Consider the following 15,195-nt stretch of genomic DNA (forward strand, 5'->3'; position numbering starts at 1 on the left):
CGAAAATACTATTTTCTATTTAATAATAAAAGGAGTTAGTTATTTAATTATGTGAAGCTAATCTTCTTCCAAAATTTTTAGTTCGACCATGTCTATTTTTGTATTGGTTGCTTCTAAAATAGTAAACTGAAAAAGGTCGATTCTCACTATTTCATTGGGTTGCGGTATTTCTTCTACATGATTAACAATGAGGCCACCAAGGGTCTCGTAATTTTCGCTTTCGGGGAGATTTAATTTGTAAGTTTCATTTAGATAATCGACTTCTAATCGAGCAGAAAATTTATAGGTATCTGTTTCTAAGCGTTCTTCAATTAAATCGATGGTATCGTGTTCGTCTTCTATCTCGCCAAATAATTCTTCTACAATATCTTCAACCGTCATAACACCCGAAGTACCTCCATACTCATCTAAAACAACAGCAATACTTTTTCGCTTTTTTATAAGAACATTTAATACGTCCTTTATTAAAACCGTTTCTGGAACAAATTCCACTGGCAACATCATGGCCTTAATATTTTTTGGTTTTTTAAACAACTCGAAAGAGTGAACGTAACCAAGAATATCGTCGATGGTTTCTTTATACACCAATATTTTTGTAAAACCTGTTTCGGTAAATAAGGCGCTAAGTGTTTTAATGGATTCGTTAATTTCAACTGCGGTAATTTCGGTTCTAGGAACCATAACTTCTCTAGCCTTTACTTCTGAAAATTCTAAAGCATTTTGAAAAATTTGAATTTCAGAATCTACCTCATCATGTTCTTCCACCGATTCCATTTGCTCACTAATGTAATTACCAAGTTCTACTTTAGTAAAAGCTAATTGTATTTGATCGCCTTCGGTTTTAAAAAATTGTTTTAATACAAAATCTGATATCCAAATCACAAAATCTGAGACAAAACCAAATAACACATAAAATAAATACGCCGGAATTGCCAGCGCTTTTAAAAGTGTGTTCGAATAAATTTGAAAGAATACCTTTGGTAAAAATTCGGCAGTAATTAAGATAAGCAGGGTTGAAATAATGGTTTGAGTAAGCAAACTAAAATCTGTAAACATTAAATCTAAAATCCCATAAGAAGTTGGCACCATGGTTTTAAACCATGCTACCAACAAATCGCCCATAAAAAATCCATAAATAACCAATGCAATATTATTACCAATAAGCATGGCTGCAATAAACTTTGAAGGTTTTGCTGTTAGTTTTGTTAGAACTCTGGACAAAACCCCTTCTTGCTTTTTCTCTATTTCTATGTGTATTTTATTTGAAGATATATAGGCAATTTCCATGCCCGAGAAAAATGCAGAAAGTATTAATGAAGCTATAATTATAATAACATAAACACTCATTAATTAAGACTTATGGTTGTTGTCGTATTTTTTGCTAAATTTTCTTCTGAAAAAATACATAAAAATAGCTAAAGCGGCTAATCCTAATGATAAATAGGCACCATCAATACCATCTTTTAATTTAATAATACCATCGTAAATAAAAAGTACGGCAAAAACTAAATAGGCGTATTGAAAAATTTTAGAATATCTCATTTAATAATTTATTTTGAAATAGATAGGTAAAGATACTTAAAAGTATAGAAGAATGATTAATTTATTTAATCTTGAACACTAATTATACCATTTACTTCAAGAACTTCAGCATTGGTAAAATCTTTGTTAGAATCGAATCCTATGCCGTTAATAATATCTTTTTCAGACTTAAAACTAACGGGGTTATTAGTAAAAATCCATTGTTTTTTTTGATCGTAAAACAATTGCTCTGTTTTAAGCACTCTATTATCGCCTGTTGTAATAACCACATTGCCCTGAAGGTCAACTAGATTGGTTTGATCGTAAATAATAGCATAATCTGAAACAACCGTGCTTTTAGTATTTTTCTCATCGTAAAGATGCAGAATGATACCTTCTGGGTATTCGTAATAGGGAAAATCTCTGTTGGTAAAATTAAGCATCTTGTCACTTAACAAATTAGCTGTAACCCTACCTGAATCGGTATATTTTAAATTTATTTTTTCTGCAATTCCTATGGGTTCATTATCTGAAATACCAATTTTTTGTACTTCTTTCATGTTGCCATTGCACGAAAAAAACATAGTCATCGAAATACCGATGACTATGTTATATATACTATGTAAACTATTTAATCTCATTAAAGATTTGGTACAGTTACCGAAGCTCCAATCCAACATCCAATTTTAATTACTTGACCAGAACATCCACAGCTAAACACATCTGCTTTAGCAGGAGCTTTTGCCTTGTAACTTGCTACAGATTGAGCCGATGAGCTGCTTAAAGTTGGATCTACGCGTCCTGCTTTTGCTGCCTCTTCTGCTGCTAACCAGTATACTGCTCTTTTGTTAAAAGTGGTATCTCCACAGCTATTAGCACTTGCTGCATACATAGCTGCAATAGATAAATAAGGTCTTCCGTTTGATGGGTTTAATCTTAAAGATTCTCTAAAGAATGTTCTCGCTTGAGGATAATTACCTTTAGCCTTAAGTTTTAAACCAATTCTGTTATTTAACTTAGCTTTCTTGAAGTTATCTGTTTCTAATTCGATTGCTTGTTTGTAAAAAGCAATAGCCTCGTTAGTTTTACCTTCTTTATCTTTAAGAATACCTAAATAAAAAGCAGAGTTTGCAGATGGACTAAGTGCATGGTATGCATTTACTAGCTCGAAAAATAATGGATCGTCTGTACATTCTTTTTCAGACATTTTCCCAGCGGCTCTTTGCAACCAAATCGCATTGGTTTTGTTGTCTTCAAATCCTTTTCTATATAAAGGAATTAAGTTTTCGCAATTGGCACGTTCACCTAATTTTTGATCTACACCACCAGAAATCTGATCGTAAGCACCAAGCATTTGCTCGTAAAATGTTTTATATCTTGGTTCTTTCCCTGATAACGGAGTTCCAGCTTCTTCTTTTTCAATTAATATGTTTAATTTCTCTGAATAGTTTTTAACTTCATCCTCAACTTTTTCTACAATATCATCGTATTTGTTGAATAAATCTTCAGCTGGCTTTTTTCCTGCATCATATAAATCTACCATTAAAGAAAAATAAGTGTATAAACTTTTAGGATCTGTAAACGTGTCTTTATCTAATTTGTAAGCAGCATCAAAACATTCGTACAATTCTTCGTTTGATTTACCTAAAAGATCCCTGTTGTCGTACATTAATTGACAGGATTTAGCTGCATATTGCCCTTTTGGTGTCTTGCTAGCAAAGTACTGTCCTCTTTGTTCCCAAAGTTTAATTAAATCATTTAAAAACTTTGCTTTTTCAGCACCAGTCGCTTTTTCAATTTTATCTTCTAAAATTTTCTCGCCATCAACATAGATAGCTAATGTATAATCTGGACAGTTATTTCTAACATAATTCCAAGGCTCGTATGCAGCATCAAAATTTTTAGCCTTGAAGTATTCATGGAAAATAGACGTTTTGTTAGGACATTCTTCTGTTTGAGCAAAACCAACATTAAGACCTAAAAAAAGTGCTAATAATAAAGTAATTTTCGTTTTCATTTTAATAATATTACGCTGTTAATCATATTTTCGTTTCTGGAACCATCTATCATTCAAAGATAAACTTAATTGGAAATTAATAAAATTCTCTTGTATTAAATTGCTATTAACTGTTCCTCTTTTTCCTATTTCTAATCCTAGGTTAGCATTCGAAAAGAAACTCCCAACCGGTATACCTAATCCAAAAGACATGCCAAACTCGTTTATTGACTCGTCTTTTATATTTAAACCAGTTTTTTCATAATGTAAACCGGCTCTGTAAACCAATCTTTTAAAGAAACTTGTAAAAGAATTGTACTCTGGAATATAAAAACCTCCTAAAGATAAACTTGTAGCATTTTCATATTTTGTGGTACTACTTGAATACAACGGATTTGAAAAATTACTGGTTTTTTGAAATTCTGTTTCTATACCCGCAAACCATTTTCTTGGCTCTCCAATACCAGCACCAAAGGCTAATTTAGAAGGCAATGTTAAATCGGTTCTTTTTAAACCCAAGCTTTCTAAATCGGTATCAATTTTATTCAACTCAAACTCTCTTCCTGTATTTGAGAAGGAAATAGTTGAGAATGAGCGCTGATTATTTGAGGTTAAATTACTCTCTGGAGTGTATGTTAACCCTGTTACTAACTCCAATTTTTCATTAAGCATTCTTTTGTAAGACAAGCCTAAATTAAGTGTTAAACCACTTAAATCCGATCTATTATTTTCTCTTGATTGGTATTGCGCTAAATTATTATCTGAATCGTAAATAAAGGATAATGTACTGTTTTGAATATTTCCAAAATTATAATCAAAATTTACACCAACACTTAAGTCTTTAGTAATTTGATACCCTAAACCAGCAAACACTTTATTTAATCCACCTTGACCTCTAAACCTGTTATCTACATCACCATTTGAATTAATAGATTCTAGTTTATATCCAACCGATGTGTAAGGCAATAATCCAAAACCAAAACCAAACTTACCAATTGGCACAGACATCGCTAAATAGTCGAAAGTACTCGACGATGTATTATCGCTTCCATTGTTGCTTTTTAAATTAACACTAGAATAACTACCACCAACAGTATATTTAACTGGCCTACTTTCGTTATTAAGGAAATCTAAATTTTTACCCGCATAAGAAGCTGGGTTTCTAAGATTCATATGAATACTATCTGTGTAAATACTTAAGCCACCCATACTTCTATTTTCTACAGTTCCTTTAAATTTAAGGCTTCCGATACCGTAAAAAGAGTAAGGAGAGGCTATACCCTCTTGCCCGTAACTTTTAATTGCAAAAACTGCAATAAAAATTAATACAAGTTTTTTAATCATTCGTTTGAATTATATTTTAAAATAAAGTTCAATCCCTTTAAAAGGAAATTGGAGTTCGCAAATATGCTACTTTTTAATTGTTTAGACAAGAAATTACTATCTCCTCCTGTTAAAATAACTGTTAAATCTGAAAATTCTTCCTTATAGGCTTTAATTACGCCATCAATTTCATTTAACACACCGTAAACAACGCCCGAATTTATGGCGTTTTTAGTCGAATTACCAATAAAGTGATCTGGCATTTCTGTTTCTAATAACGGTAAATTGGCTGTTAAATTATGTAATGCTTTGTAACGCATTCGAATTCCAGGCGATATAGCACCGCCTAAGTATTCGTTATTTGAGTTTACAAAATCGAAAGTTATACAAGTTCCAGCATCGATTACCAGTACATTTTTTGATGGAAATTCGCTAACGGCTGCACAAACAAGCGCCAATCTATCGACTCCTAAGGTTTTAGGTGTACTGTATAAGTTTCTAAACGGAAGCTTAACCGTAGGGTCTAATACTAATAAGTTAAAATTATTCTTGATTTTTAAAAAATCTTCATCGCTTAACTTAGCTACCGATGATATGATGGCACGCTTTATTTTTGGATATTCCGCTTTAATACTCGAAATTCTATTTTCTAGCTGAAGAACTTCAACTAACTCTCTATGCAGTAAGTCATTGTTTTTAAAAACGGCCAATTTAATAACCGTATTACCAACATCAATAATTAAATTCATAGTTTAAAAGCAGTAAAATTACAAAATGAAAAATTATTATAAGGCAGGTTATATGTATTATATTGATTATAAAACAGATATATTTTAACCACACGAAAATCTAAAAAATATTTATTTTTTTCAGCATTTTGTCTTGCGAATACCAAAAAAGGATTTATATTTGCAACCGCTTTACAGAGGTACCTTAGCTCAGTTGGTAGAGCAAAGGACTGAAAATCCTTGTGTCCCTGGTTCGATTCCTGGAGGTACCACTTAAAAATCCCGTAACATTTGTTTTCGGGATTTTTTTTTTGGTTGTATTCAAACATTAAATGTTTTATTGATTCATTGTCATGTCATGATCGTATTTACAACAGGCAGGTAAATTACTATAAGCTTCCTGGCTTCCTGCTAGGTTTTGAGTATCGTATCCAGAAGCTGCAATAGCGTTATGAATAGCTTCTGTTGTTGTTTTACTTTTATCAAAAGAAACATTAATTTTCTTTTTATCAACATCCCAAACGGCACTGGTTACACCTTCAACATCGTTTGCTGCCATCTCAATAGTTTTTTTACACATTTCACAGTTGCCACGAACTCCAAAACTAGCTTCCTGTATTGTCATGTTACTTGATGTTTCTGTTGTTTCGCTTGCTTGTTTTTGTTCATTTTTGCAGCCTAAAAGACTTATTGTTGCTACTACTGCTAAACTTAAAATTACTTTTTTCATGATTATAATATTTATACTTGTTATTCTATTATTTGTTTAACTTCTCCACATGTAATCATTGCATCTCCAAAATATGGATTTAAAATGGCTTCATCTTTACTCAACCAATAAGCGCCATTATTATCATTAGCCATAGGGCAAAATTCTACAAATACCTTTTCTTTAACCCCAAATACAGTAACTGCATTTTTTAATACCAGAGAAAGTTTTTTAAAATGATTTCTTTGCATTTTAATGTCTAATGATTTTGAAATGAAACTTGAAGTCGTTTTTATTTCATCCGCGAAAGCGAGCCATTGCTTCTTTACGTTTGCATCGTTTAATAACTTCCCATCTACCCCATTAAATGCTTCCAACAATTGGGTTGCAAATAGCTTTGCCTTTTCTGAATCATCACTAACTAAAGCATTTTTTATGCTGATGTAGTTATTATATACTTTTCTTAGTTGCTTTTGAAAATCCTCGGACACAGGCATTCTTTTTAATGGATTAGCTTCTGAAACCAATACATCCTGATTATTCGATTTATTTTCTTCAGATTGCTTTTCAGCTGAAGCATTCATCATCGATTTTTTACCTTGTAATTGGGCAGCAGCATCCACAGTAAATGTGCCATTGGTTACTATTTCTTCACCTGGCTTTAAACCAGAAACAACTTCGTATTGTTCACCTATTTTAGTTCCCAATGTAACGGTTCGCATTTCAAAAACGGGTGTGTTAGAATCTAATTTAACGTATACCAACGAGCGCGTACCTGTCCACATAACCGATGTCTCAGGTATGGTTAAAACAGGATTTTCTGTATTAACGTTTCCTTCAATTTTACCTTGAACAAACATACCTGGTTTAAAACTATTTTTTGAATTATTTAAAACCACTCTTAGTTTCACCGTTCTGGTATTTGTATTTAAAACAGGGTCTATAAAATCTACTGTTCCTTTAAATTCCTGATTAGGATTTGCGCTTGTAAAGAGTGAAACTTCCTGTCCTTTTTTAAACAAATTAATTTGACTCTCGTACACATCAAAATTTGCCCAAACCGTCTTTAAATTGGCAACTTTCAATAAGGGTTCACCTTGTTTTATGTAGTCGCCTTGCATCACTAATTTTTCGGTAACTGTGCCAGAAACTGTAGCATAAACAGGAACATTTTCTAAAATTTTTCCCGAAGCTTCAATTTGATTTATTTGGCTTTCAGATAATTTCCATAACTTTAATTTATTCCTAACGGCGCGATATAAATTGGGTTGAGAAGCTTTTAAAGATGCCGATGTCATTAATTCCTGTTGAGCGGCATACAATTCTGGCGAATATATGGTTGCTAACAATTGACCTTTATTTATACTTTCGCCTGTGGCATTAACATACAAGCGCTCAATTCTTCCTGAAAAATAACTTACTTGTACCGTGTTGGTTTCTTCATTTTCGGCAATTTTCCCACTTAAATTTACTGTGCTGTTATTTATCGTTCCTTCGCCAACAATAGAGGTTTGAATATTAGCCAATGCCATAGCGTTTTCTGTAAGTCGAAATTGGTCTGCCAACAAACCATCGCTATTACTTTGCACAGGAATTAAATCCATGCCACAAATGGGGCAATCGCCAGCTTCGGTTTTCATGATTTGAGGATGCATAGAACAGGTCCACATGTCGTTCGTGGCCGATACCTTATCATGATTATGATTTGTATCTTTTTCCGAAGAATTCCCAAATAAAAACCAGCCTAAAATTAACCCTAGGGCTAATATTGACAGATATATTACATACTTTTTCATATAACTAAATTTTTATATTTCTTAATCGTAACGCATTTGTTATTACAGAAACCGAGCTAAAACTCATCGCCAAAGCTGCTATCATGGGCGAAAGTAAAATTCCGAAAAAAGGAAACAATACACCAGCTGCAATTGGCACACCAATAGTGTTGTAAATAAGCGCAAAAAACAAGTTTTGTTTAATATTTCTCATAACGGCTTCACTTAAATGTCTGGCTTTTACAATGCCTTGCAGATCGCCTTTTACTAAAGTAATCATGGCGCTTTCAATGGCGACATCGGTTCCGGTACCCATAGCTATACCAACATCACTTTTTGCCAAAGCAGGCGCATCATTAATACCATCGCCTGCCATAGCAACTATTTTTCCTGCTTTTTGAAGTTTTTCAACTTCTTGCATTTTATGCTCTGGCAACATACTGGCATTAAAATCTTTTAACTGAAGTGTTTTAGCAACTGCCTGCGCTGTTTCATAATTATCGCCCGTAAGCATAACGACATCGATGCCTTTTTCCTGAAGCGCCTTTATAGCCTCGGCACTTGTTTTTTTTATTTTATCACCTATAATTACAAACCCCGAAACTTGGTTGTCAATGGATAAATAAGACACCGTTTTTCCTTCTTTTTGATGCGCTTTTGCTGCTGCTTCAATTTCAGGAAAAAGGTTGGCGTTGGCATGTGAAATCATTTTAGGGTTTCCTAAACTGATTTTCTTATTATTAACGATGCCTTCAACACCTTTTCCAGTTACGGCATTAAATTTTTCAACATTTAAAACATCAACATTTTGCGATTTACCATAATTTACAGTTGCCGAGGCCAGTGGATGCTCACTGTTACTGTTTAAAGCGACGATGTATTTTAAAATATCTGTGTCGGAGTAATCATCACTAAAAGACACCACCTTTTCAACGGTTGGTTTTCCCTCGGTTAAAGTTCCTGTTTTATCTATAATTAAAGTATGAACCCGATTCATTTTTTCGAGTGCTTCGGCATTTTTAATTAGCACGCCATGACTGGCGCCTTTACCAACACCAACCATTACAGACATGGGTGTTGCTAGTCCTAATGCACAAGGACACGCTATAATTAAAACCGCTATGGCATTTACCAAAGCATAAACATAAGCAGGATTTGGCCCCCAAACAGACCAAACAATAAAAGTTATTACAGATATAAGAACAACCACAGGCACAAAATACCCCGAAATTTTATCTGCTAAATTTTGAATGGGAGCACGACTTCTGCTCGCATCATTTACCATGTGTATAATTTGAGACAAAAGGGTATCGCCGCCAACCCTTTCGGCTTTCATTAAAAAAGATTGATTGCCGTTTATGGTTCCGCTACTTATTTTATCGCCTTCGGCTTTGTCTACTGGCAAAGGTTCGCCTGTAATCATAGATTCATCTATGCTCGCCTCGCCTTCTGTTATAACACCATCAACTGGAATTTTACCTCCTGGTTTTACTTTTAATATATCGTTTAATTCTATCGCATCTATTTTGACTTCAACCTCTTGCCCATCTTCAATTTTTATAGCCTTATTGGGTGCTAATTTTAATAGTTCTTTAACCGCCGAATTGGTTTTACTATGCGCTCGAGCTTCTAATAATTGTCCTAACAAAACGAGTGTTAATATTACCGTTGCTGCTTCGAAATAAACATGAACCGCACCCGATGCTGTTTTAAATTGCTCTGGAAAAAAATCTGGAAAAAACATACCAAAAACACTAAACAACCAAGCTACACCGGCTCCAATACCAATTAGCGTAAACATGTTTAAATTCCATGTTTTTATACTCTTATATGCTCTAACAAAAAACATCCAAGCGGTATAAAACACCACTGGAATAGACATTGAAAACTGCACCCAATTCCAATGTTTTTGCTCCATAATATCGTAAAGCGGATTATTAGGAATCATTTCGCTCATAGCTATTAAAAACACAGGCAATGTAAAGACTACAGACCACCAAAATTTATTTAATAGCGTTTTATAGGTTTTCTCTTCTGCCGTTAAATCTGGTTCTTTTGGCACTAAATCCATCCCACAAATAGGACACGCTCCAGCTTCATCTTTTTCAACTTCGGGATGCATTGGGCAGGTCCATACTTGAGAATTTGTGGACGATAAATTTTGTTCTTCAACTAAATCCATTCCGCAAACCGGACAATCGCCGGGTTTGTTGTATGTTTTTTCACCTTCGCAATGCATCGGACAATAAAACACACCCGTTCCTTGCCCTTTAGGTTTTTTATCAGATTTTTTTTCTGATGCATGCTTATGGTCTCCCGAGTTATGAATACTGTAACTACCGCCGTCATTTTTTAATGCTTCTTGAAAGGTTTCAATAGGAATATGCTGTTCCATTTCAATGGTTGCCTCTGCTTTTTCTAAATTTACCGACGCGTTAGAAACACCTTTTAATTTTGACAATGTAGACTCTACATGGCTTCTACAACCATTACAAGACATGCCGTGTATGTGATATGTATGTTTCATTAGTATGCTGTTAAATAATTAATAATTGTTGTTTGTAAATAATAGCTTTGGATGGCTTCTATTTGATTCATTTGAAACTTTAATTGCAACTCCTGAATATCTAAAACATCATTAAAATCAATGGTTCCCGTTTCGTAGCTTTTAATTAAAATAGATTCGGCGTCCTTGGCTTGTTTTAAATTTTTAGTTTGCGTTTCGTAGCTTATTCTAGCAGAATTTCTATCGTTAACTGCCTTGTCCAAAAGTATTTGCAAGCTATTTAAACGGGCTTGCTTTTGTACTGAAATTTCTTGTTGTTGCAACGCGTTTTGTTTGGTTTGCGATTTATATTTTTTATTAAAAATTGGAATAGAAACCGAAACCATTGGCATGATAATATCTTTACCATTATCGCTAAAGTCCATATTGGGTCGCTTGTTAACATTAATATAATCTAAACCAAAACCAATCATGGGGCTACTTTCTTTTTGATTTAATAATTCCGATTGTTCAACAGAAGCGTAAAGCTTATCAAACTTCAATAATTCGGGATGGAATTCTAGGCGGTCTTCGTTTAATTCTATAGCTTCATTAGGCAGAAATAACGTATCAATAACTTTTATTTTATTCGATTTCTCCCGATTTAAAAGCTTGTTAAAATTGGTTTGTTCAGATAAAAACTGCTGCTGTAAAACTTTTAGTAATTGTTCCATTTCATTTTGGCGCATTTGCAATCGCAATACATCAACTGCTGAAGCTTTTCCAACTTCAACCGAAGTTAACGCTAAAGTTTCATAGGTTTTTAGGAGTTTAATATTATCCTTTAAAATGGCTTGTTTTGCTTTGTTTCCATATAAATTGTAATACGATTGGGAAACAGAAGCAATTAACTTTCGTTTGGCAATAACAATGTCTTCGTATTTTGAATCGGCCAATGAACTAACATAATTTTCTCTGGCAGTAATATTGCCAAACCAAGGTAACATTTGTTTTGCAGACACTTTAAATCGCTGGGCACCGGTTCTTGTTTCTGGTTCACTAACAAAATAGCCTACTCCTAATTCTGTGTTAGGTATGTTATTGACTTCATTTACTTTTTCTGATGCAATTTTATACTGTAATTCAAATTTTTGAATTTCCGGGTTGCTAAACAAAGCTTCATCTAGATAAGTTTCTAGTTGCTGAGAATTACCTTCTAAAAAAAAGAAAATAAAGGCAAAAATCAAGATGGTGTTTATATTCAATTTTAAATATTTCATTTTGATACTTTATTAATTTCTAACTCCTTTTTCCAACTAAATAAAACAGGTACAATAAAATAAGAGCTTATATCTATAATCATTCCGCCAAAAATGGGGATAGCCATAGGAATCATGATATCGCTTCCCCTGCCAGTTGATGTTAACACAGGTAACAAGGCCAAAACGGTGGTAACGGTTGTAATTAAGCAAGGTCGAATACGTTTGCTTGCAGCTGTTAAAGTTGCATGATAAATTTGCTTTTTAGTTGAAGGTTGCTCTTTTTTAAAGGTTTGCGTTAAATAAGTCGCCATAACAACACCATCGTCTGTAGCTATTCCGAATAAAGCTATAAATCCCACCCAAACGGCGACACTTAAATTGATGGTTTTCATATTGAAGAGGTCTCGCATATTTTCGCCAAACAAACTAAAATTTAAAAACCACTCCTGTCCATACAACCAAATCATAATAAAACCACCAGCAAAGGCGACTGTGATTCCTGTAAAAATCATGAGCGATGTGCTTACCGATCTAAATTGAAAATACAGAATTAAAAAAATAATTATTAGCGCCAATGGAATTACAACCGACAATGTTTTTTCTGCACGTAATTGGTTTTCGTAAGTTCCTGTGAATTGATAATTAATTCCTTTGGGAACTTCCAATTCACCTGAATCGATTTTCTTTTGAATTAATGCTTGTGCATTTTCAACGACATTTACTCCTGCATAACCATCTAACTTATCGAACAATACGTAACCAACTAAAAAGGTATCTTCACTTTTAATTACCTGTGGCCCTTGCTCGTATTTAATCGTTGCCAATTCTGTTAAAAGTACCGGACTGCCATTGGAAACAGGAACATAAATTTGTTCTAAATCTTTAGGGTTTGCACGCAATTCTCTGGGGTAGCGTACACGAACGCCATAGCGTTCTCTGCCTTCAACGGTTTGAGTTAGCACCATACCGCCAACAGCAACTTTTAAAATATTTTGAACTTCTTCAATAGTAACCCCATATCTTGCAATTTTTTCTCTATCAATATCAATTAACAAATAAGGCTTACCAACAATTCTATCTGCAAAAACAGCTTCTTTTTTTACGCCTTCAGCGTCCTTTATAATTGTCTCTAACTGAATACCAAAGGCTTCAATTTGTTTTAAATCTTGCCCTTTTACTTTTATTCCCATGGGAGCACGCATGCCTGTTTGCAACATTACCAAACGGGTTTCAATAGGTTGTAATTTAGGTGCCGAAGTCACTCCTGGCAATTTGGTAACTCTAACTATTTCATTCCAAATATCGTCGGGAGATTGTATTTCTGGTCGCCAGTTACGAAAGAATTCCCCATTATTGTCTTCTATTAATTGAGTCCTATCAACAGGAATAAAAATACCTTTATCGGAGTTATTCGGATTAGCAATAAAACGACCATCTGTTAATTCAAATAAACCATCGGTATTTACCTTATACCGCTGGCGTTCGCCTTTTTCATTCAACATATATTCTGGTTTATATTGAATTATATTTTCGTACATCGATAAAGGTGCAGGATCGAGAGCCGATTCTGTTCGACCTGCTTTCCCAACGACGGTTTTTATTTCTGGAATACTGGCAACTGCCATATCTAACTGCTGTAAAACGCGCTTATTTTCTTCTACACCAGCATGAGGCATTGAGGTTGGCATCAATAAAAAGGAGCCTTCATTTAAAGAGGGCATAAACTCTTTACCAGTATTTTTCATTATAAAAAATCCAAAAACAACAAGGGTTGTTGGAATACATAAAAAAAGGAATCGGTTATGTAAAGCCCAATTTAAAATTATGGTGTAATATTTCTGAAATACAATAAATACACCTAACAATCCGAAACAAATAACACTTACAAAAATTACATTTAAAAGGATGTTCTTATCAACTCCCAATGGTCGCCAATATTCGGCTAAAAGCAATACAATAGCCAAAGCAGCCATTGAAATATTTACAAGATTTTTTGAAATTAAAAAATGATAATTATAAAATGATGCTTTTATTTCTGATGTATTAAGATAAAGAGATAACACCGCTACAACTCCAAAACCAACGAGTAAAACTCCAATCCAATACCCCGAAACCACAACCAGAATACCCAAAACAATCCATACGGAATTTAAAATAAAACGCATACGTTTTCTAATAGTTCGCTTTTTGAAAATGGAAGCTGCAAAGGGCGGAATTAAAAATAAGGCAATAAATAAGGCAGCAATAAGGGCGAATGTTTTGGTAAAAGCTAAAGGTCTGAAAAGTTTTCCTTCGGCGCCTATCATTGTAAACACAGGTATAAAACTTATTATGGTAGTCATTACCGCGGTAACAATTGCTCCTGAAACTTCAGCTGTAGCGTTGTAAACTAGGTTGTTTATAGGAAGATGCGCTTCATCTTCATCCATGTGTCTTATAATATTTTCTGATAAAATTACGCCAACATCTACCATAGTTCCAATGGCAATAGCAATACCCGAAAGTGCTACAATATTGGCATCTACATTAAATAGTTTCATTGTAATAAAAACCATGAGTACAGCAACTGGTAACAAACCAGATATTAAAACCGAAGCACGCAAATTAAATACCATAACAATAATTACAAGAATGGTAATTAGTATTTCTAAAGTTAGGGCTTCATTAAGCGTTCCTAAAGTCTCTTGAATAAGTTCTGTTCTATCGTAAAATGGCACTATGGTAAGTTGAGATATGCTGCCATCACTTAATGTTTTACTTGGTAAACCAGAGGCTAATTCAGTAATTTTATCTTTTACATTATTAATTACTTCCAAAGGATTTGCGCCATAACGTGCTACAACAACCCCACCAACAACTTCTGCGCCTTCTTTATCCAAAATTCCTCTTCTTGCAGCTGGTCCTAAAGAAACCTTTGCTATGTCTCTTATTTTAATAGCTGTGAAATCTTTGGAAGTGACTACTGTATTTTCTATATCTGAAACCGATTTAACATAACCCAATCCACGTACTAAATATTCGGCTTGATTGATTTCTAAAGTTTGAGCACCAATATCTTTATTACTCTCTTTTACAGCCTTAACAACCTGATTTAAACCAATATTATATTGACGCATTAATTCTGGATTGACATCAATTTGATATTCCTGAACGTAACCGCCAATAGATGCAACCTCTGAAACGCCACTTGCTGAAGACAAAGCATATTTAACGTAATAATCTTGAATACTACGGAGTTCCTGTAAATCCCAACCGCCTGTAACAGTACCGTTTTTATCACGCCCTTCTAAAGTATACCAAAAAATCTGACCTAAACCAGTAGCATCTGGTCCCAATGAAGGGTTAACACCTTCCGGAAGCACATTGCTAGCCAGAGAATTTAATTTTTCGAGAATA

At 33.9% G+C, this 15,195-nt stretch carries 11 protein-coding genes and 1 tRNA gene (1 of these 12 only partly in view); 1 reads left to right on the forward strand and 11 read right to left on the reverse strand.

Going from position 1 to position 15,195, the window contains the following annotated elements; all coding sequences use genetic code 11:
* Window positions 1–57: 57 nt before the first annotated feature.
* From AW14_RS00225 to AW14_RS00250, 6 genes are all read right to left on the reverse strand, one after another.
* A complete protein-coding gene (locus AW14_RS00225; RefSeq protein WP_044636984.1) occupies window positions 58–1,347 on the reverse strand; it encodes a hemolysin family protein in 1,290 nt (429 codons plus the stop codon).
* A 3-nt stretch (window positions 1,348–1,350) separates the two neighbouring features.
* On the reverse strand, window positions 1,351–1,542 hold the full coding sequence (locus AW14_RS00230) for a hypothetical protein (protein WP_044636985.1): 192 nt from the start codon (window positions 1,540–1,542) through the stop codon (window positions 1,351–1,353).
* 65 nt (window positions 1,543–1,607) lie between these two features.
* Window positions 1,608–2,201 carry an LPS export ABC transporter periplasmic protein LptC gene (lptC, locus tag AW14_RS00235; RefSeq protein ID WP_316930040.1) on the reverse strand — a complete coding sequence of 198 codons (594 nt, stop codon included), beginning with the start codon at window positions 2,199–2,201 and terminating at the stop codon, window positions 1,608–1,610.
* Window positions 2,162–3,538: a tetratricopeptide repeat protein gene (locus tag AW14_RS00240; RefSeq protein WP_044636987.1), complete on the reverse strand. Its 1,377-nt coding sequence runs from the start codon at window positions 3,536–3,538 to the stop codon at window positions 2,162–2,164. Before AW14_RS00240 ends, lptC begins: the two co-directional genes overlap by 40 nt.
* A gap of 18 nt (window positions 3,539–3,556) precedes the next feature.
* A complete protein-coding gene (locus AW14_RS00245; RefSeq protein ID WP_044636988.1) occupies window positions 3,557–4,861 on the reverse strand; it encodes a membrane protein in 1,305 nt (434 codons plus the stop codon).
* Window positions 4,858–5,589, reverse strand: coding sequence for a type III pantothenate kinase (locus tag AW14_RS00250; RefSeq protein ID WP_044636989.1), 732 nt, complete (start codon window positions 5,587–5,589; stop codon window positions 4,858–4,860). The genes AW14_RS00245 and AW14_RS00250 overlap by 4 nt, the downstream gene beginning before the upstream one ends.
* A gap of 178 nt (window positions 5,590–5,767) precedes the next feature.
* Here AW14_RS00250 and AW14_RS00260 point away from each other — a divergent pair.
* Window positions 5,768–5,840 (forward strand) — tRNA-Phe (locus tag AW14_RS00260).
* Window positions 5,841–5,905: 65 nt separating this feature from the next.
* On the opposite strand, the gene AW14_RS00265 is transcribed toward AW14_RS00260, so the two are convergent.
* The 5 genes in view from AW14_RS00265 to AW14_RS00285 are tightly spaced (at most 20 nt apart) and all read right to left on the reverse strand, a layout consistent with a single transcriptional unit that may run on beyond the window.
* Window positions 5,906–6,298 carry a heavy-metal-associated domain-containing protein gene (locus tag AW14_RS00265; protein WP_044636991.1) on the reverse strand — a complete coding sequence of 131 codons (393 nt, stop codon included), beginning with the start codon at window positions 6,296–6,298 and terminating at the stop codon, window positions 5,906–5,908.
* Window positions 6,299–6,318: 20 nt separating this feature from the next.
* Window positions 6,319–8,073 (reverse strand): efflux RND transporter periplasmic adaptor subunit, encoded by a 1,755-nt coding sequence (locus AW14_RS00270; protein WP_044636992.1) that lies wholly within the window; start codon window positions 8,071–8,073, stop codon window positions 6,319–6,321.
* A gap of 4 nt (window positions 8,074–8,077) precedes the next feature.
* Window positions 8,078–10,579 (reverse strand): heavy metal translocating P-type ATPase, encoded by a 2,502-nt coding sequence (locus tag AW14_RS00275; protein WP_044636993.1) that lies wholly within the window; start codon window positions 10,577–10,579, stop codon window positions 8,078–8,080.
* Window positions 10,579–11,817 (reverse strand): TolC family protein, encoded by a 1,239-nt coding sequence (locus AW14_RS00280; RefSeq protein WP_044636994.1) that lies wholly within the window; start codon window positions 11,815–11,817, stop codon window positions 10,579–10,581. Before AW14_RS00280 ends, AW14_RS00275 begins: the two co-directional genes overlap by 1 nt.
* Window positions 11,814–15,195, reverse strand: partial view of an efflux RND transporter permease subunit gene (locus AW14_RS00285; RefSeq protein WP_044636995.1) — the 3' portion only. Its footprint extends 359 nt past the window's final position; the window shows 3,382 of its 3,741 coding nt (coding positions 360–3,741); its start codon lies beyond the right edge, outside the window — the gene reads right to left on this strand; the stop codon is at window positions 11,814–11,816. Before AW14_RS00285 ends, AW14_RS00280 begins: the two co-directional genes overlap by 4 nt.

The organism is Siansivirga zeaxanthinifaciens CC-SAMT-1, assembly GCF_000941055.1.
Lineage (GTDB): Bacteria > Bacteroidota > Bacteroidia > Flavobacteriales > Flavobacteriaceae > Siansivirga > Siansivirga zeaxanthinifaciens.

Coding starts and splice junctions, on each gene's coding strand:
- AW14_RS00225 (WP_044636984.1), bottom strand. CDS start 1,347: ATGAGTGTTTATGTTATTATAATTATAGCTTCATTAATACTTTCTGCA.
- AW14_RS00230 (WP_044636985.1), bottom strand. CDS start 1,542: ATGAGATATTCTAAAATTTTTCAATACGCCTATTTAGTTTTTGCCGTA.
- lptC (WP_316930040.1), bottom strand. CDS start 2,201: ATGTTGGATTGGAGCTTCGGTAACTGTACCAAATCTTTAATGAGATTA.
- AW14_RS00240 (WP_044636987.1), bottom strand. CDS start 3,538: ATGAAAACGAAAATTACTTTATTATTAGCACTTTTTTTAGGTCTTAAT.
- AW14_RS00245 (WP_044636988.1), bottom strand. CDS start 4,861: ATGATTAAAAAACTTGTATTAATTTTTATTGCAGTTTTTGCAATTAAA.
- AW14_RS00250 (WP_044636989.1), bottom strand. CDS start 5,589: ATGAATTTAATTATTGATGTTGGTAATACGGTTATTAAATTGGCCGTT.
- AW14_RS00265 (WP_044636991.1), bottom strand. CDS start 6,298: ATGAAAAAAGTAATTTTAAGTTTAGCAGTAGTAGCAACAATAAGTCTT.
- AW14_RS00270 (WP_044636992.1), bottom strand. CDS start 8,073: ATGAAAAAGTATGTAATATATCTGTCAATATTAGCCCTAGGGTTAATT.
- AW14_RS00275 (WP_044636993.1), bottom strand. CDS start 10,579: ATGAAACATACATATCACATACACGGCATGTCTTGTAATGGTTGTAGA.
- AW14_RS00280 (WP_044636994.1), bottom strand. CDS start 11,817: ATGAAATATTTAAAATTGAATATAAACACCATCTTGATTTTTGCCTTT.